This is a genomic window from Falsiroseomonas sp. (genome assembly GCF_041690465.1).
Classification (GTDB): Bacteria; Pseudomonadota; Alphaproteobacteria; order Acetobacterales; family Acetobacteraceae; genus Falsiroseomonas.
Genome location: NZ_JAWLHG010000034.1, coordinates 41732 through 59332 on the forward strand (window position 1 = coordinate 41732; position 17601 = coordinate 59332).

General features: G+C 71.8%; 15 protein-coding genes. 9 read left to right on the plus strand and 6 right to left on the minus strand.

Annotation, left to right across the window (positions count from 1 at the left end):
- Positions 1-68 precede the first annotated feature (68 nt).
- Positions 69-626, plus strand: a complete 558-nt coding sequence (locus ACESM1_RS23410) for a hypothetical protein (protein ID WP_372623631.1) — start codon at positions 69-71, stop codon at positions 624-626.
- Here ACESM1_RS23410 and ACESM1_RS23415 read toward each other — a convergent pair.
- Genes ACESM1_RS23415 through ACESM1_RS23430 form a run of 4 tightly spaced genes read right to left on the minus strand, consistent with a single transcriptional unit; the run spans position 569 to position 3899 of the window.
- Positions 569-1009: a DUF3293 domain-containing protein gene (locus tag ACESM1_RS23415; protein WP_372623632.1), complete on the minus strand. Its 441-nt coding sequence runs from the start codon at positions 1007-1009 to the stop codon at positions 569-571. The two genes, ACESM1_RS23410 and ACESM1_RS23415, sit on opposite strands and share 58 nt — an antisense overlap.
- Positions 1009-2193: a class I SAM-dependent rRNA methyltransferase gene (locus ACESM1_RS23420; RefSeq protein ID WP_372623633.1), complete on the minus strand. Its 1185-nt coding sequence runs from the start codon at positions 2191-2193 to the stop codon at positions 1009-1011. The genes ACESM1_RS23415 and ACESM1_RS23420 overlap by 1 nt, the downstream gene beginning before the upstream one ends.
- Before the next feature lie 19 nt (positions 2194-2212).
- A complete protein-coding gene (locus ACESM1_RS23425; protein WP_372623634.1) occupies positions 2213-3106 on the minus strand; it encodes a DMT family transporter in 894 nt (297 codons plus the stop codon).
- Between the two features lie 4 nt (positions 3107-3110).
- Positions 3111-3899 carry an aldolase gene (locus tag ACESM1_RS23430; RefSeq protein WP_372623635.1) on the minus strand — a complete coding sequence of 263 codons (789 nt, stop codon included), beginning with the start codon at positions 3897-3899 and terminating at the stop codon, positions 3111-3113.
- Positions 3900-3955: 56 nt separating this feature from the next.
- Between ACESM1_RS23430 and ACESM1_RS23435 the strand changes: the two genes are divergently transcribed.
- The 3 genes from ACESM1_RS23435 to ACESM1_RS23445 all read left to right on the plus strand — a co-directional run bounded on the left by ACESM1_RS23435 (position 3956) and on the right by ACESM1_RS23445 (position 7319).
- Complete coding sequence (locus ACESM1_RS23435) at positions 3956-4534, plus strand: peroxidase-related enzyme (RefSeq protein WP_372623636.1); 579 nt, start codon at positions 3956-3958, stop codon at positions 4532-4534.
- Positions 4531-5784, plus strand: a complete 1254-nt coding sequence (locus ACESM1_RS23440; protein WP_372623637.1) for a Zn-dependent hydrolase — start codon at positions 4531-4533, stop codon at positions 5782-5784. The genes ACESM1_RS23435 and ACESM1_RS23440 overlap by 4 nt, the downstream gene beginning before the upstream one ends.
- 104 nt (positions 5785-5888) lie before the next feature.
- Positions 5889-7319, plus strand: a complete 1431-nt coding sequence (locus ACESM1_RS23445; protein ID WP_372623638.1) for a hypothetical protein — start codon at positions 5889-5891, stop codon at positions 7317-7319.
- A 45-nt stretch (positions 7320-7364) separates the two neighbouring features.
- On the opposite strand, the gene ACESM1_RS23450 is transcribed toward ACESM1_RS23445, so the two are convergent.
- On the minus strand, positions 7365-10016 hold the full coding sequence (locus ACESM1_RS23450) for an HAD-IC family P-type ATPase (RefSeq protein ID WP_372623639.1): 2652 nt from the start codon (positions 10014-10016) through the stop codon (positions 7365-7367).
- Positions 10017-10766 carry a VIT1/CCC1 transporter family protein gene (locus ACESM1_RS23455; RefSeq protein ID WP_372623640.1) on the minus strand — a complete coding sequence of 250 codons (750 nt, stop codon included), beginning with the start codon at positions 10764-10766 and terminating at the stop codon, positions 10017-10019.
- 152 nt (positions 10767-10918) lie between these two features.
- On the opposite strand from ACESM1_RS23455, the gene ACESM1_RS23460 reads away from it, so the two are divergent.
- The 5 genes from ACESM1_RS23460 to ACESM1_RS23480 all read left to right on the plus strand — a co-directional run bounded on the left by ACESM1_RS23460 (position 10919) and on the right by ACESM1_RS23480 (position 17386).
- A complete protein-coding gene (locus ACESM1_RS23460; protein WP_372623641.1) occupies positions 10919-12502 on the plus strand; it encodes a hypothetical protein in 1584 nt (527 codons plus the stop codon).
- Between the two features lie 85 nt (positions 12503-12587).
- Positions 12588-14639 carry a transketolase gene (gene tkt, locus ACESM1_RS23465; RefSeq protein ID WP_372623642.1) on the plus strand — a complete coding sequence of 684 codons (2052 nt, stop codon included), beginning with the start codon at positions 12588-12590 and terminating at the stop codon, positions 14637-14639.
- Between the two features lie 20 nt (positions 14640-14659).
- Positions 14660-15700, plus strand: a complete 1041-nt coding sequence (gene gap / locus ACESM1_RS23470; protein ID WP_372623643.1) for a type I glyceraldehyde-3-phosphate dehydrogenase — start codon at positions 14660-14662, stop codon at positions 15698-15700.
- Between the two features lie 113 nt (positions 15701-15813).
- Positions 15814-17010, plus strand: a complete 1197-nt coding sequence (locus tag ACESM1_RS23475) for a phosphoglycerate kinase (RefSeq protein ID WP_372623644.1) — start codon at positions 15814-15816, stop codon at positions 17008-17010.
- Between the two features lie 187 nt (positions 17011-17197).
- Positions 17198-17386, plus strand: a complete 189-nt coding sequence (locus tag ACESM1_RS23480) for a hypothetical protein (protein ID WP_372623645.1) — start codon at positions 17198-17200, stop codon at positions 17384-17386.
- Positions 17387-17601 lie beyond the last annotated feature (215 nt).

The following is a 17601-nucleotide window of genomic DNA, read 5'->3' on the forward strand; positions in this document are numbered from 1 at the left end:
TGACCTCCCGGCCGCGCCCGCGGTAGGATCCCCTGCTACGGCTGGCGCCCGACGGGGAGGATTCTGCCATGTTCGACCTGGAGCGGTTCATCGAGGATTGCCGGACCGCCCTGGCGGCCGAGACGGGAAGCGCACAGCGCGGCGCGATGGAGGTGGTGGCGCGCGCCGTCTCCGATCCCGGCGCCCTGATGGCGGCCATCGGCGAGCCGAGCCGCGCCGGCATCACGCCGCTGCACCGCGCGCCAGACCTGACTATCCTCAACCTGGTCTGGGGCCCGCAGATGACGATCATGCCGCACAACCACCGGATGTGGGCGGTGATCGGCATCTACACCGGCGCGGAGGACAACATCTTCTGGCGCCGCCTTCCCGAGGGCCCCGTCGGAGCGGTGGAGGCGGCCGGTGCGAAGTCGCTGCGCGCGCGGGATGCGACGGTGCTCGGGCGCGACATCATCCACTCCGTCACCAACCCGCTGCCGCGCCTGACGGGCGCGATCCATGTCTATGGCGGCGACTTCTTCGGCATGGAGCGCAGCGAATGGGACCCGGAGACGCTGCGCGAGCAGCCCTACGACGTGGAGAAGGCGAAGCGGATGTTCGAGGAGTCCAACGCCATCCTCGGCTGAATCCGGACGGCAGACAGCCGCGCCGGCCGTCCGGGCGCCACCATCACCACGGCGTTCTGGCGGAACCGTCGCGCCAGCACCACGATTCCGGCTGCGTCGCCGGCGACCAGCAGGTGCTGCTCCGCCCAGCCGTCGGCGCGGCCCCAGCCTTCCGCGATCACCCGCCCGTCCGCGGCTTCGCGGAGCCGAGCCAGCATGCGCCGGTTCCAGCCCTCCGGCATGCGGCGGCTGAATGGGTTCCAGGCGGTGACGAATCCCGCCGAACGCACGCCGTTGGCACGCAGCAGCGCATCCATCGCCGCACTGTGCTTCCCGACGCGCACGACGATGCCGGCCGCCTCGTAGCCAGTGCGCGCATAGGCGGATCGCAGCGTTGCCCGCATCACTCCAGCGCCAGCAGCTGGCCCTTGAGATAGGCGCTCTCCGGCAGCGCCGGATGCACGGGATGGTCCGGTCCGGCGCCGACGCTCGCCAGGATGCGCGAGGACCGCCGCGCGCGGTGCACGCCCCAGGCCACCGCATCGGCGAATTCCGCCGGGCCGATGTGGTGCGAGCAGGAGGCGATGAACAGCATGCCCTCCGGCGCCGTCACCGTCGCGGCCAGGCGCGCCAGCTTGGCGTAGCCCTTCAGCGCCGCCGGGATGTCCTTGCGCGTCTTGGCGAAGGCGGGTGGGTCGGCAATCACCACGTCGAAGCGGCGGCCGGATGCGGCCATGCGTTCCAGGTGCTCCAGCGCCTCCGCCTTCAAGGCCGTGACTCGCTCCGCGAAGCCGGCGCGCGACGCGGCCTGCATGGCGAGGTCGAGCGCATGCTCGCTGCGTTCGAGCAGCGTCACCTCCCGCGCGCCGGCCTGCGCCGCGGCCAGGCCGAAGCCGCCGAGATGACAGAAGGCGTCGAGCACGCTGTGCCCCGCGGCGAAGCGCGCCACCAGGGCACGGTTCGGGCGCTGGTCGAAGAACCAGCCGGTCTTCTGTCCGCCGAGCAGGTCCACCGGGAAGGACAGCCCGCCTTCCTCAACCACCGCCGAGCCATCGTCGCCGTGCAGCAGCGCGACGCCTTCGTCCAGCCCTTCCAGCTTGCGCACCGCGGCGTCGTTGCGCGCCACTACCACGCGTGGATCCAGCAGGTCCTGCAGCGCTGCAAGAATGGCGGGCAGCGCGGCATCCATGCCGGCGGTGTTCGCCTGCACCGCCAGCGCATCGCCATAGCGGTCCACCACCAGGCCGGGCAGGCCATCGGCCTCGGCATGGACCAGGCGGTAGAAGGGCGTGTCGAACAGGCGCTGCCGCAGCGCCAGGCAGCGGGCGAGCTTCCGGCGGAACCACGCCGCGTCGCAGGGCGCCGCCGGATCGGCATCGAGAAAGCGCGCGGCGATCAGGCTGTGCGGGTTGAAATGCCAGGCGCCGTGCTTCACGCCGTCATCGCCTTCCAGCCGCACCACGCTGCCGGGCGCGATGGCGCGCGCGGCCCCCGTCATCGCGATCTCGTTCGAAAAGGCCCAGGGATGCCCCGCCTTCACGCGGCGGTCGGCACCGGGGTTGAGGCGGATCAACGCTCGCTCGGTCATGGGCCGGCTTATGCGGCGATCACCCCCGGATGGCCAGCACCACGCCGCCGATGATCAGCCCCAGCGCCACCAGTTCCCGCAGCCCCAGCGGCTCGCCCAGGAAGAAGGCCGCCGCGGTGACGCCGACCACCGGCGTCAGCAGCGTCCCCGCCGCCGCCGCCGAGGCCGGCAGGCGCCGCAGCGCCGCGAACCACGCCAGATAGCAAAGCCCGAGCGGCCCCAGCCCGCCGTAGAGCAGCAGCCACCAGCTCTGCGCCGACCATTCCTCCGGCGCCGGCCGCTCGGTGAGAATCGCGCCCACCAGCAGCGGCGTGCAGCCGAGCGCGGTCTGCCAGGCGGCGGCGCTCGCCGGCGGCATCGCCACCGGCCAGCGCTTGGTCACCACCGTGCCGAGCGAGAACAGCACCGCCCCGGAGAGCGCCACCGCCACCCCCGGCAGCTTCTCCATGCCGACGTCCACGCCGCGCCCGAGCACCAGCACCGCCAGCCCGGCGAGGCCGAGCGCCAGCGCCAGCACGCGCTTCGCCGTGATCCGCTCCCCCAGCACCGGCCAGGCGAAGATCGCCGCCCAGACCGGCATGGAGTAGCAGACGATGGTTGCCTCCGCCGCCGCCAGCCAGAGCAGCGAGAAGGTCGCCAGCCCCATCCAGGCGGTGACGTTGAGCAGCGAGATCATCACCAGCCGCGGGAACAGCCCGGCCGGCACGGACAGCGCTTCGCCGCGCCGCGCCGCGATCGCGAACAGCAGCGAGACGCCGATGGTCGCGCAGACCACGCGCATGGAGAAGGGCGGCACCTCCTCCAGCAGCACCTTCATCGCCGGCCAGTTCAGGCCCCAGCCGATGACGGTGACGAGCAGCAGCAGAAGCCCGGTCGCGTCGGGCCGCGGGCCAGCCTGCGGCCTCACGGGCATTGCTTCAATCCGCGAAATCAGGCTCCTCGCGCGCCAGGATGCGCTTGATGCTCTCGAGATGCAGCCGCGCGCTGTCGCGGTCGCCCTCGCGCATCTGCGCATAGGTCTTGGCGGCCATCGCCGGCGGCACCGGCTTCAGCGTGCGCCCGGTCGAAAGCGCCAACCGCTGCGCCTCCGCCGCGCGTTCGAGGTAATAGAGGTCATCCCACGCCTCGGCGCAGTTGTTGCCCACCACCATCACGCCGTGATTCTTCATGAAGACGATGTCGGCATCGCCGATGCTGGCCGCGATGCGATCGCCCTCGGCGGTGTCGAGTGCGAGGCCGTTGTAGTTCTCGTCCACCACCGTGCGGCCGTAGAATTTCAGCGCGCTCTGCCCGGCCCAGAGCAGCGGCGGGCCTTCCAGCATGGCCAGCGAGGTCGCGTTCGGCATGTGGGTGTGGAAGCACGCCTTGGCGCGCGGCACGTTCTTGTGCACCCGGGCATGGATGAAAAAGGCGGTCGCCTCCGGCACGCCGTGGCCGGCAATGACGTTGCCCTCGTAGTCGCAGACCAGCAGGCGCGAGGCGGTGACCTCGGCGAAGGCCCAGCCATAGGGGTTCACCAGGAACAGGTCGTCCCTACCCGGCACCACGAGCGAGAAGTGGTTGCAGATGCCCTCATGCATGCCAAGCCGGGCAGCCATGCGGAAGCAGGCGGCGAGATCGATGCGCGCCTGGCGCACGGCTTCCGCGTCGAGCGCGGAATTGCGAAGCAGGGCGGGGGCGGCGGGCTCGCCGAGGGCATGGGCCATGGTGATGTTCTCCTCGCCCCGATGAATCGCAGGCCGGCGCGCCGCCGGCAAGGAGTGTGATAGCCTTGTCCGACCCGATCAGCGCCTTTCCCGTTCCCGACCTCGCCTCCCTGCCGGAGGATGTCCGCGCCCGCATCCTGGCGGTGCAGGAGAAATCGGGCTTCATTCCCAACATCTTCCTGGCGCTGGCCTGGCGGCCGGAGGAGTTCCGCGCCTTCATGGCCTACCATGACGCGCTGATGGGCAAGCGCGAGGGGCTGACGGCCGCCGAGCGCGAAATGATCGTGGTCGCCATCTCGATCGGCAACCAGTGCCAGTATTGCGTGGTCGCGCATGGCGCGATCCTGCGCGTGCGCGCCAAGGACCCGGCGATCAGCGAGAAGATCGCGGCCAACTGGCGCAAGGCGCGGCTGCCGGCGCGAAGCCGCGCCATCCTGGACTATGCGACGAAGGTCGCCACGGCCTCGCACCTGGTCTCGTCCGAGGACCGCGCGGCCCTTGCGGCGGCGGGGCTGACGCAGGACGAGGTTTGGGATGTCGGCGCCATCGCGGCCTTCTTCTCCATGTCGAACCGGCTTGCGAATGCCATCGACCTGACGCCCAATCCAGAATTCCAGGCGATCGGAAGGGGATGAGCACGGTGTCGGGCACCAACCAGCGCATCGACGGCAAGCGGCTGTGGGACAGCCTGATGACGATGGCCGAGATCGGCGCCACGCCGAAAGGCGGGGTGAAGCGGCTGACGCTGACCGAGGTGGACAGGCAGGGCCGCGAACGCTTCACCGCATGGTGCGAGGCGCTCGGCCTGACGGTGCGGGTTGACGCCATCGGCAACATGTTCGCCCGCCGCGAGGGGCGCGATCCCGCCCGCAAGCCGGTGCTGTTTGGCTCCCACCTCGACAGCCAGCCGTCGGGAGGGAAATTCGACGGCGCGCTCGGCGTCATCGCCGGGCTCGAGGTGATGCGCACCCTCAACGACCTCAACATCACCACCGAGGCGCCGCTGGAGCTGGTGAACTGGACCGACGAGGAAGGCAGCCGCTTCGGCCATTCGCTGATGGGCAGCGGCGCCTGGGCGGGCGTCTATCCGCTGCCGAAGGTCTACGGCCTGAGGGACGTGGACGGCGTCACGGTGGAGCAGGCGCTCGAGGCGATCGGCTACAAGGGGCCGCACAAGGCCGAACCCTTTCCGGCGGACGCCTATTTCGAGCTGCACATCGAGCAGGGCCCGATCCTGGAGAAGGAGGACCGGCTGATCGGCGTGGTCACCGGCGCACAGGCGCAGGTGTGGTGGGATGCGCGCATCACTGGCCAGGACAGCCATGCCGGCACCACGCCGCCCTATGCGCGCAAGGACGCCCTGCTCGCCGCCGCCCGGGTGATCGAGCTGGTGGACAAGCGCATGCGGGAACGCGGCGATGACGGCCGCGGCACCGTCGGCTTCCTCAAGGTTCTGCCCAACAGCCGCAACGTGATCCCGGGCGAGGTCGCGTTCAGCGTCGAGTTCCGCCATCCCGACACCGACCAGATCGAGCATCTCGCGCAGAGCTTCCCGGCCGAGGCGCAGGCGCTGGTCGCGGCCACCGGCTGCACGCTGGAGCTGACGGAACTGTTCCGCTTCGCCGCACAGCCCTTCGACGCGGACTGCGTCGCGCTGGTGCAGCAGGCGGCCGACCGGCTCGGCCATCCCTCGCGGCGGATCGTCTCCGGTGCCGGGCATGACGCGGTGTATGTCGCGCGCCGCGTGCCGGCCGCGATGATCTTCACCCCCTGCAAGGACGGCCTCAGCCACAATGAAGCCGAGAGCATCCGCCCGGAGGAGGCGGAAGCCGGCTGCCAGGTGCTGTTCGAGGCCGTGGTGGCGCGCGCCAACCGCGCAATCTGACGCACGCTCCCCAACCCGTGATGCGGTGCAACTGTCACGTGAGTGGCGGCGGCCGCGTCCCGTAGCATGTCCTGCGTTCGAGCACGCAGGAACGGGACCGCCCCATGAATCCACTCGCCTGGCCTCGCCAAGCCCAGATCGCCGCTGGTGTATTGCTGCTTCTGCTGATCATCGGCTGGGGGCTCGCCATCAGCCGCGGCGGTGATGTGCGGGAGGCCCGGCAGCAGGCGCGCGCGGCGGAAGAGCGGATCGCAGGGCTCGACCGCACGCTGGCGGCCGAGCGGCAGGCCGCCGGTGACTTGGCTGCCATCCTCCGCCGGCGCGAAGTCGCGGAGCGCGAGCTCGCCGAGACCGTGGCGCGCCTCCAGCAGCTCACCGCCGAGGCGAACGCTGCGCAGCAGCGGCTGGAGGAGCTCCGCCAGCAGGTCGCTGCGGTGCAGCAGGCGCTGGAGCAGGCGCAGGCGCAGGGCGGGCAGGCGCGCCAGGCCATGGAAGCGGCGCAGCAGCAGGTGCAGCAGCTCACCGCACGGAGCGAGCAGCTGATGCAGCAGACCCAGCAGACCCAGGCGCAGCTCGCGCAGCTTCGTCAGTCCGTGCAGGAGACTGAACAAGTTCTGGCCGCGCGGCAGGAAGCGGTGGGCCAGGCCGAGGCCGAGCAGCAGCGCGCTGCCGCCGCCCGCGACGCCACCGCCGAGGCGCTGCGCACGCTGGAAGGTCGCGCCGCCGAGACCGCTGCGGCCGTGCAGGCGGCCGAGGTGCGCCTTGCCACCATCGTCGCCGAGACCGGCCGCGCGCAGGAGATGATGACCAGCCGCGAAGCCGCGGCCGCGGCAGCGGCGCAGCGGCTGCGCAGCCTCAACGACCAGCTCGCCCTGGCGGAGTCCGACCTCGCCGCCCGCCGCACCGCACTCGCCGAGGCCGAAACGCGGCTCAATCAGGCAACGAGCGGGGCGCAGGAGGCCGAGACGCGCGCCGCCCAGCTCAGAACCGCACTCGGCGAGCTGGAGAACGCACTATCCGAGCGGCGCCAGCTTGCGGAGCGCGCACAGCAGGAGGCGACGCGTCTCACCGCTGAACGCAGCGAGGCCGAGCGCGCCCTGCTGCAGGCACAGACGCAGCTGCAGGAAGCGGCGCGCCAGCTCACCGACTCGCAGCAGCGTGGCACGGAGCAGGACCGCCGGCTGGCCGCCGCGCGCGAGGAGCTGGAACGCGCCGCCGCCGCGTTGGAGGAGCGCCAGCAGGCGGTGAGCGAGGCGGAGCGGCGCCTGGCAGCGCTGTCGCAGCAGGCGCAGCAGACCGAAGCGGCGGCGCGCGAGGGCGAGGCGCGGCTCGGCCAGCTTCGCCAGTCCATCGCCGAGATCGAGCAGCGGGCGCAGCAGCAGCGCCAGCAGGCGGAGGCGGCACTGTCGCAGAACCAGGCGCGGTTGGCGCAGTTGAACCAGGCGATCGCCGAGGCGGAGCAGCGCCTGCGGTCGCAGCAGCAGATTCAGCAGCAGCCGGCCCCGCAGCCCGCCCCGGCACCCAGCCCGAATTGAGCGGGTCTCTCCCTCCCCCGCGGCTGCGGGGGAGGGATTCGATCGCTATTCCCGGCGCCGCCGCAGCGCCTTCTCCGCCTCGACGATCAGCAGCAGCACCGCGCCGGCGGCGATGCAGAGGCCAATGCCGCTCGCATCGAGCGGCGCCGTCCCGAACGCCGCCTGCAGCGGGGGTGCATAGGTCAGCAGCAGCTGCGCCACTGCCACGATCGCGATGCCGATCCACACCGCGGGCGTGCCGCGGAACCCTTCGGCCGAGAGGCCGGACAGCCGCGCCTGCCGCGCGGCGAAGAGATAGCCGATCTCCATGGCCACGATCGCATTGACCACCAGCGTGCGCGCGGCCTCCACCGTCAGCCCCGCCTCCGTCGCCCAGGCATCCAGGCCGAAGGCGATCGCCGCCATCACCAGCGAGACCAGCAGCACGCGCCACAGCAGGACGCGCGGCAGCAGCGGTGCCGAAGGCGCGCGCGGCGGACGCGACATCACGTCGCGCTCCGGCGGCTCGAAGGCCAGGGTCAGGCCGAGCGCGACGGCGGTGACCATGTTGATCCAGAGGATCTGCACCGGCGAGATCGGCAAGGCGATGCCGAGCAGCAGCGCGGCGATCACCACCAGCGACTCGCCGCCATTGGTCGGCAGCGTCCAGGCGATCACCTTCTGGATGTTGTCATAGACCGTCCGCCCCTCGCGCACCGCCGCGGCGATCGAGGCGAAATTGTCGTCGGCGAGCACCATGTCGGCGGCCTCCTTCGCCGCCTCGGTGCCCTTGCGGCCCATTGCCACGCCGACATCGGCGCGCTTCAGCGCCGGCGCGTCGTTCACGCCGTCGCCGGTCATCGCGATCACCGCGCCCTCGGCCTGCAGGGCGGTGACCAGGCGCAGCTTCTGTTCCGGGCTGACGCGGGCGAAGACATCCGTCCCGGCGGCGGCGCGGCGCAGCCCATCCTCGTCTAGCGCGTCGAGGTCGTGGCCGGTCAGCGCGCGCTCGGTGCGTGCCAAGCCGAGCCGCGCGGCGATGGCGCGCGCGGTGCCGGGATGATCGCCGGTGATCATCTTCACGCGGATGCCGGCGGTCTTGCACTCCGCCACCGCCTCGATCGCCTCCGGCCGGGGCGGGTCGAGCAGGCCGACCAGGCCGAGCAGGTCGAGTGGCGGCAGGCCGCCGAACTCGAGCTCCGCGCGCTGCGGCAGGCGTGCCTCGGCAATCGCCAGCACGCGGAAACCTTCGGCGGCGAGGTCTTCGGCCGCCGCCTGCCACGGCGCGGGATCGGCCGTGGTCAGCGGCAGCACCGCTTCCGGCGCACCCTTCAGCGCGATCAGCGCGCCGTCCTCGGCATCGTGCAGCGTCGCCATGTAGCGGTGGCGCGCATCGAAGGGGATGGCGTCGCGGCGTGGCAGGTCCGGCTGCACGCCGGCACGCACGGCGAGCGCCTGCAGCGCGCCCTCCATCGGGTCGCCCAGCACCTCCCAGCCGCCATCCTCGCGGCGGGAAAGCGTTGCATCGGTGCACAGCGCAGCCGCGCAGGCGAGGCTGCGCAGCGCCGCCATCGGAGCCGGCGCCGGGTGCGCGCCGTCCTCGCCGCGGATCTCCGCGTCCGGGCCGTAGCCCTCGCCGGCCAGGTGAAGCGTGCCGGCCGGCGTCACGACGGCGCCGACCACCATCTCGTTGCGGGTGAAGGTGCCTGTCTTGTCGGAACAGATGATGCCGACGGCGCCCAGCGTCTCCACCGCCGGAAGGCGCCGGATGATGGCGTTGCGCGCGGCCATGCGCCGGACGCCGATCGCGAGCGTCACCGTCAGCACCGCCGGCAGGCCCTCGGGGATCGCCGCCACGGCCAGGCCAACCACCGCCATGAAGGCTTCCGTCATGTCGCGCCCGGTGGCCGCCACCGCGAAGCCGAAGGCCAGCGCCGAGACGGCGAGGATCGCGACGGTGGCGACCCGCGCGAACCGGTCGATCTGGCGCAGCAGCGGGGTCCTGAGCGTCTCCACCCCGGCCAGCAGGGCGCTAACCTTCCCGATCTCGGTGGCGGCCGCCGTCGCGACCACCACGCCCCGCCCCTGCCCGCCCACCACCAGCGTGCCGGAGAACAGCAGCGGCGCACGGTCACCGAGCGGTGCCGTCTCCGCAACCGGCGCCGGCGCCTTGTCGGCGGGCACCGATTCGCCGGTCAGCATCGCCTCCTCCGCGCGCAGGCCGCGCGCGTCGAGCAGGCGAAGGTCGGCGGGCACACGATCGCCGGCCTCGACCAGCACGATGTCCCCGGGAACGAGCTCCGCCGCCTCCACATCCCGCCGGCGGCCATCGCGCAGCACCGCGGCGTGCGGCGCGAGCAGGTCTCGGATCGCCGCCAGCGCGGCTTCAGCCCGCCCCTCCTGCACGAAGCCGACGATGGCGTTGACCAGCACGACGGCCAGGATCACCGCCGCGTCGAGCCAATGGCCGAGCAGCGCGCTGATCGCCGCCGCGCCCAGCAGCACATAGATCAGCAGGTTGCGGAACTGGTCTAGGAAACGTGCGAGCGGCCCGCGCCGGGGCGGCTCCGGCAGCCGGTTCGGCCCGTGCCGCGCGAGCCGCGCCGCCGCTTCCTCGCCGGTCAGTCCCTCGGCGGTGCTGCCGAGCCGCGCCAGGGCCTCGGACGCGGGCAGCGCGTGCCAGGCCGGTGCCGGCCGCTCTCCCTCCTGGTCCGCCATTCAGTGGCCGAACAGGGAGGCGACAAGGAAGGCGACGATCGCGGCGGCACCGCCGATGGCGAGCGTCTGCAGCGCACCGCGCAGCGGCGGCAGGCCGGTGGCGCGCGCCTTCAGCCAGCCGAAGCCCAACAACGCGATGGCCGTGACGCTCGAGGAGAGCACCAGCGCCGGCGCGGTGGTGCTGAACACCATGTAGGGGAACAGCGGGATCAACCCGCCGATCACATAGGCGCCGCCGATCGTCGCGGCGGATTTCGCGGCGCGGTTCGGATCGGGCTCGCTGAGGTCCAGCTCGAAACGCATCATGAAATCCACCCACTTCCTGCGATCGGAGGCGATCGCTTCCACCGCCTGGCGCAGCACCTCGCCGCGCACGCCGTAGCGGTGGAGGATGGCTGCCACCTCCCACTTCTCGCGGTCCGGGTAGACGCGGCTCTCCTCCTCCTCCCGCGCACGTTCGGCGGCGTAGTGGTCCGCCTCGGTACGCGCGGCGAGATAGCCGCCGAGCCCCATGGCGACGCAGCCTGCCGCAATCGCCGCCATGCCGGCGGTCACGATCAGCGGATTGGCCGCCACCACGCCGGAGAGCGCCGCGGCCAGCGCGAAGGGCACGGTGAGGCCGTCGGCGGTGCCGATGACCAGGTCGCGCACCGTCGCGTTCTGGGGGAAGTGCTTCTCCTCATGTGGCGGGCCGGGCGGCATGGGGGGCAGCCCGTCGCGCGTCGGCTCCGGAGTGGCGGTGTCCTGCATGGCGCCGAGAGTAACGGCAGCGCCCCCGCGGCGCCACCGCCCGCGCCGCGCCGGATCGCGTGACCGGCCGTTGCGCACGCCTTGGCAACCGCGCTTCGGAGCAAAACGTATACGATCGAGGTCCGCGGCCGGGACGGGGAAAAGACCGAAAGATGGGGTTTGCCACCGGCCGCCGGGCGCCAGGCCTTGTCGCGGCCTTGCTGCTCGCGGCGTTTTTCCTGCATGCTGTACTGCTGGCCGCCGGCTTCGAGCGGTTGTCGAACGACGACGCGGCACGGGTGCTGATGGCGCTGGAGCTCACGCCCGCGAACGCGCTGGAACCCTTGATCTGGCCGCCGCTGCACCGGCTGCTGCTCGGCCTGGCGCTGGACCTGCACGGGGATGTGGTCTGGGTGCCGCGGCTGTTCTCGGTCGCGCTCGGGCTGGGGCTGCTGCTGGCGCTGCTGCTGCTGGCGCGGCGCCTCTCCGACGATCCGCGCGTGCTGCTGGCGACAGGGTTGCTGGCGCTGGTCGCGCCGCATCGGCTGCTGCTCGGCAGCGTCCCGCTCGCCGATATCCTGATGCTGCTCCTGCTGGTGGTGGCCGCCGAGCGTGTGCTGGGCTGGCTGCGCGAGGGCCACGCGCCGATGCTGCTGGCCGGCTGCACGCTGGCCGGGCTGGCCACCGCCGTGCGCTACGAGGCCTGGTTCGTCGCCCTCTGCCTCGGCGCGATGCTCGCCTGGCGCTGGTGGCGCGGCGGGCTGGGCTTCGGAAGGCTTGTCGCCGCCGGCGTGCTGTTGTCGGCCTTTCCGCTGTTCTGGATCGGCAATTCGCTGGCCTGGTACGGCTCGCTCGACAACCTCGCCATCACCGCGCAGCAGTTCCGCGCGATCACCGGGGAGCAGGCGGCAACCCAGGCGGTGCTGCTCAACCCGCTCGGTCCGCTTCTATGGCGCGAGCTCGCCTGGAACCCCGCGGCGGCGCTCGGCGGGCTGGCGCTCCTGGCGCTCGCGCGTCGCGACCCGGCGCTGCGCGCCTTCGGCCTCGCCTTCTTCCTGCCGCTGCCGGTTCTGGCACTGGCGATGCTGGCAAGCGGCAGCGCCCCGCTGGCGGCGAGCTGGCGGCTGGTCGGCATCTGGATCCTGCTGGCCCTGCCCTTCGGTGCACTGGTCCTGGTGCGGCTGGCGGATATCGTGGCCGCCCGGTTGCGAGCGCCGGGCCGCGCGGCGCTGGCACTGGTGCTGCTGCCGGCGCTTGCCCTACCGGCGCTGCGCGACATCCGCGTCGCCCGCTCGGCGATGTTCAACTGGGAGACGATGAGCTGGCGGCACGACACGCCGGCCGGCCGCGCCGCGGTGGCCGAGCTCGCGCGGCTCGGCGGCGGCCGCGTGGTGGTGGACAGCCTCGACAACCTGGATTTCCTGGACGTGATGGTCGGCTCCGGCGCGCCGGAGCTGTTCGTCACCAGCGCCGACGCGCCGGCGTCGGACGTCGCGCTGCACGTGCCGATGGCGGAGCATCTGCACGAGGCGGGCGAGGAGGAACTCGTCGCCCGCTACCTCGCGGACAGGTTCGAGCTGCGCGCGGGCGGCGGCCATGGCGCCCACGCGCAGCACGAGATACGCGGGGCGGACATCCGCGCGGCGGCGGGGCGGCCGGCGCTGGAGGCCTCGCCGCTGGCCGAGAGGGTGGCAGGCTGGCCGGACTGGACGCTCTACCGCCTTCGCCCGGAAGCGCTGGCCGGCGCGCAGCGCTGATCCGCACTTCGTTGCGCCGGGTTGTCCGGGCGGCGGGGCGCCTCTATGACGGCGGCGCCCGGAGGCGCCTGTTAGGATCCCTGTCTTGGCCACCACGGAACCCGATACCCTGCCGCGCATCGAGCCCAGCGCGGCCCAGACGCGCCAAACCGAACTGCTCGCCCGCCCCGCCACCGAGGCGCGGCGCATGGCAGACGCCATCCGCGCGCTGGCGATGGATGCGGTCGAGGCGGCGAAATCCGGCCATCCCGGCATGCCGATGGGCATGGCCGATGCGGCGACGGTGCTGTTCACCCGCTTCCTGAAATACGACGCCGCCGATCCCCGCTGGCCCGACCGCGACCGCTTCGTGCTCTCGGCCGGCCATGGCTCCATGCTGCTCTACGCGCTGCTGCACCTCACGGGCCAGCAGGGCATGGGCATCGACGAATTGAAGCGGTTTCGCCAGCTGCATTCGCCGGCCGCCGGCCATCCGGAATTCGGCGAGCACCCGGGCATCGAGACCACCACCGGCCCGCTCGGCCAGGGCATCGCCACCGCGGTCGGCATGGCGCTGGCCGAACGCATGCTGGCGGCGCGCTTCGGCAAGTCGCTGGTGGACCACCGCACCTGGGTGATCGTGTCCGACGGCGACCTGCAGGAAGGCATCAGCCACGAGGCGGCCTCGCTCGCGGGCCACCTGAAGCTCGAACGGCTCTGCGTGCTGTGGGACGACAACAGCATCTCCATCGATGGCGACACCGCGCTCTCCTTCACCGACGACACGCTGAAGCGCTTCCAGGCCTATGGCTGGGCGACGCGGCGGGTGGATGGGCACGACCATGAGGAGGTGGCGGCGGCGCTGTCCTGGGCGATGCGCAACCGCAAGCCGACGATCATCGCCTGCCGCACCATCATCGGCTTCTCCGCGCCGACCAAGGCCGGCACCGCCGGCAGCCATGGCGCGCCGCTGGGTGCCAAGGAGATCGAGGCGGCGAAGTCCGCGCTCGGCTGGAACCATCCGCCCTTCGAGGTGCCGGAAGGGCTGAAGGCGCGCTGGGAGGAGGCCGGCCGCCGCGGCGCCGGCACCCGCCGCTCCTGGCTCAAGCGCCTGACCCGGCACCCGCAGCGCGAGGAGTTCGATCGCGCCATCGCCGGCAAGCTGCCCGAGGGCTGGCACGAGCCGCTTGCCGCGCTGCGGGCGAAGCAGGCGGAGGAGAAGCCGAAGCTCGCCACCCGCGTCGCCAGCCAGCGCGCGCTGGAGGCGCTGGTGCCGGCAGTGGCCGAGATGGTGGGCGGGTCGGCCGACCTCACCGGCTCCAACAACACGAATGTGAAGGGTATCCCGGCGATCTCGCCGGGCAACTATGGCGGCCGCTTCATCCATTACGGCGTGCGCGAGCACGGCATGGCCGCGGCGATGAACGGGATGGCGCTGCATGGCGGCATCATCCCGTATTCCGGCACCTTCCTGGTCTTCGCGGACTACATGCGGCCCGCCATCCGCCTGGCGGCGCTGATGCGCCAGCGCGTCATCCATGTGCTGACGCATGACAGCATCGGCCTTGGCGAGGACGGCCCGACGCACCAGCCGGTGGAGACGCTGGCCAGCCTCCGCATCATCCCCAACCTCTGCGTCTTCCGCCCGGCCGATGCGCTGGAGACGGCGGAATGCTGGGAACTGGCGGTGAAGCGCGCCGATGGCCCCTCCGTGCTGGCGCTGTCGCGGCAGAACCTGCCGGCGCTGCGGTCCGAGGCCGGCGAGAACCGCGCCGCCCGCGGCGGCTATGTCCTGGCGGAGGCGGAAGGCGCGCGCCGCGCCACGCTGATCGCCACCGGCTCCGAGGTGCACCTCGCCATGGCGGCGCGCGAGGCGTTGCAGGCGGAGGGCATCCCGACCGCGGTGGTTTCGCTGCCCTGCTGGGAACTTTTCGCCCTGCAGGACGAAGGGTACCGGGCGATGGTGCTCGGGGAAGCGCTGCGTGTCGGGATCGAGGCGGCCCTGCCGATGGGGTGGGAACGCTGGCTCGGCCCCGATGGCGTGTTCATCGGCATGCAGGGCTTCGGCGCCAGCGCGCCGGCCGAGGCGCTGTATCGCCATTTCGGGATCACCGCGGAGGCCGCGGTCGCGGCCGTGAAGAAGCGGCTGGTCGGATAATCGGGAAGGGAAGCACGGACATGGCGGTGAAGGTCGCGATCAACGGGTTCGGGCGCATCGGTCGCCTGGTGCTGCGCGCCATGATCGAGAGCGGGCGCGACGACGTGGAATGCGTCGCCATCAACGACCTCGGCAGCGTCGAGGCGAATGCGCACCTGTTCCGCTACGACAGCGTGCATGGCCGCTTCCCCGGCGAGGTGCAGGTTGAAGGCGACAGCATGCTCATCACCGCGAATGGCCGCCGCTACGCGCCGATCAAGGTGACCGCCGAGCGCGACCCGACGAAGCTGCCCTGGCAGGGCGTGGACGTCGCCGCCGAATGCACCGGCATCTTCACCAGCTCCGAGAAGGCCTCGCTGCTGCTGCAGGCCGGCCCGCGCAAGGTGCTGGTCTCCGCGCCCGTCACCTGGGGCGAGGCGCATGCCGACATCACCGCGCAGGCGACCATCGTCTATGGCGTGAACCACAAGATCCTGAAGCCGTCGCACAAGATCGTCTCCAACGCCTCCTGCACCACCAACTGCCTCGCCCCGGTGGCGAAGGTGCTGCACGAGAAGTGGGGCATCGCGCGCGGCTACATGGTGACCATCCACGCCTACACGGGCGACCAGAACACCGTGGACACGCTGCACAAGGACCTGCACCGCGCCCGCGCCGCGGCGGTTTCCGCCATCCCGACCAGCACGGGTGCGGCGAAGGCCGTCGGCCTCGTGCTGCCGGAACTGAAGGGCAAGCTGGACGGCACCGCCATCCGCATCCCGACGCCCAACGTCTCGCTGATCTCGCTCGACGTGAACCTCAACACGCCGGGCGTCACCAAGGAGATGGTGAACCAGGCGATGAAGGAGGCCTCGGAGGGCGAGCTGAAGGGCATCCTCGGCTACAACACGGCGCCGCTGGTCAGCATCGACTTCAACCACGACGCCCACAGCTCCACCTTCGACGCGACGCAGACGCAGGTGGTGGACGGCGCACTGGTGCGCGTGATGGCCTGGTACGACAACGAGTGGGGCTTCTCCAACCGCATGTCGGATACGGCCGCGCTGCTCGGCAAGCTCTGACGCCCGCTTCTCCCTCCCCCTGCAGACGGGGGGGGGACGCCGAAGGCTGGTCAGGGCGGGGGCCGCGGCGCCTCTGCCGATCCCGAGTCGCAACCGCCAGGAGACATACACCCATGCCCCGCTTCCGCACGCTCGACGACCTCGACCCGCGTGGGAAGTGGGTGCTGCTGCGCGCCGACCTGAACGTGCCGGTGCGCGACGGGCGCATCACCGACCGCACCCGCATCGAACGCCTGTCGCCGACCATCCGGGAACTCGCCGACAAGGGCGCCCGCGTCATCGTCTGCAGCCATTTCGACCGCCCCAAGGGCAAGCGCGTGCCCGAGATGTCGCTGCAGCCGATGGTCGAGGCGCTGTCCGAAGTGCTGGGTCGCCCCGTCGCCTGGGCCGACGACTGCATCGGGCCCGCGGCCGAGGCCGCTGCGGCGAAGCTCCAGGACGGCGAGGTGCTGCTGCTGGAGAACACCCGCTACCACCCCGGCGAGGAGAAGAACGACCCGGCATTGGCCCAGGGCCTCGCGAAGCTGGCGGATGCCTTCGTCAACGACGCCTTCTCCGCCGCTCATCGCGCCCATGCCTCCACCGAGGGCGTCGCCCGGCTGCTGCCGAGCTATGCCGGCCGCTTGATGCAGGCCGAGCTGGAGGCGCTGGACGCGGCCCTCGGCAACCCGTCGCGGCCGGTGGTGGCGATCGTCGGCGGCGCCAAGGTCTCCACCAAGCTCGACCTGCTCGGCAACCTGACGAAGAAGGTGAACGTGCTGGTGATCGGCGGCGCCATGGCCAACACCTTCCTCGCCGCCCAGGGCCATCCGATGGGCAAATCCCTGCAGGAAGCCGAGATGCACGACACCGCCCGGCAGATCCTGGCGGATGCCTCCGCCAATGGCTGCGAGATCGTGCTGCCGGTCGACCTGGTCGTCGCCGCCGAATTCGCCCCCAACCCGGCGACCAAAACCGTCACCGTGGACCGCGTGCCGGACGGGATGATGGCGCTCGATGTCGGGCCCGACACGGTGAGCCTGGTGGAGGCAAAGCTGCGCCAGGCCTCGACTCTGGTCTGGAACGGCCCCTTCGGCGCCTTCGAGACTCCGCCCTTCGACTCCGCGACGGTCGCGGTGGCCCAGGCGGTGGCGGCGCTCACCGCCTCGGCCGGCCTGAAATCCATTGCCGGCGGCGGCGACACCGTCTCGGCGCTGAAGCACGCCGGGGTGGTGAACCGGATGACCTATGTCTCGGCCGCCGGTGGCGCCTTCCTGGAATGGCTGGAAGGCAAGACCCTGCCCGGGGTGGCGGCGCTCGAAGTCGCCTGACCGGCCTCTCCCGGGCCGTTTCCGATCCGGCAGGAATTGCGCGGCTGCCACCACAGGTTGCTTGAGGGTTAACGGCATGCGGGGATAGCATCCCTGCATGCGGCCAGTTGGACTTGACCCGCGCGCCTCCCGTCCCCGCTTAACCCGCGGTTCAGACCTGCGGCCTATCGTGTTGCGCATGATCAGCATGAACTCGCTCGCCGCCTTCACGGCGGAGGTCTCGCGGAGCCAGGGCGCGGTGCCGGTGCGCGCCGCCACGTCCTCCGCGCCTGCCGGGCCATCCGTCGCGCCGGAAGCGCCGCGCCGGCTGGACGTCCTGCCGCCGCCGCCCTCCGGGCCGCTCCCACGCGGCTCGCTGCTGGACATGAAGGTCTAGCCCGGGTCTAGCCCACGATAGCATTGGGTGTGCCTGCCGAGGGTCCGCAGGCCAGCGCGCCAGTCGGCAGTTCCTGAGCCACTCACCGGCCCTCCGAGATCTGCCCTCGCCAGCTTCCTAGAGCGGTTTCCGATCAGTCTGCATCGTAGCCGGCAGCGGCGAAGTAGTTGGCGCACTCCCCAGGCGTGAAGGCGTCGACGATGCGGCCGATGGTG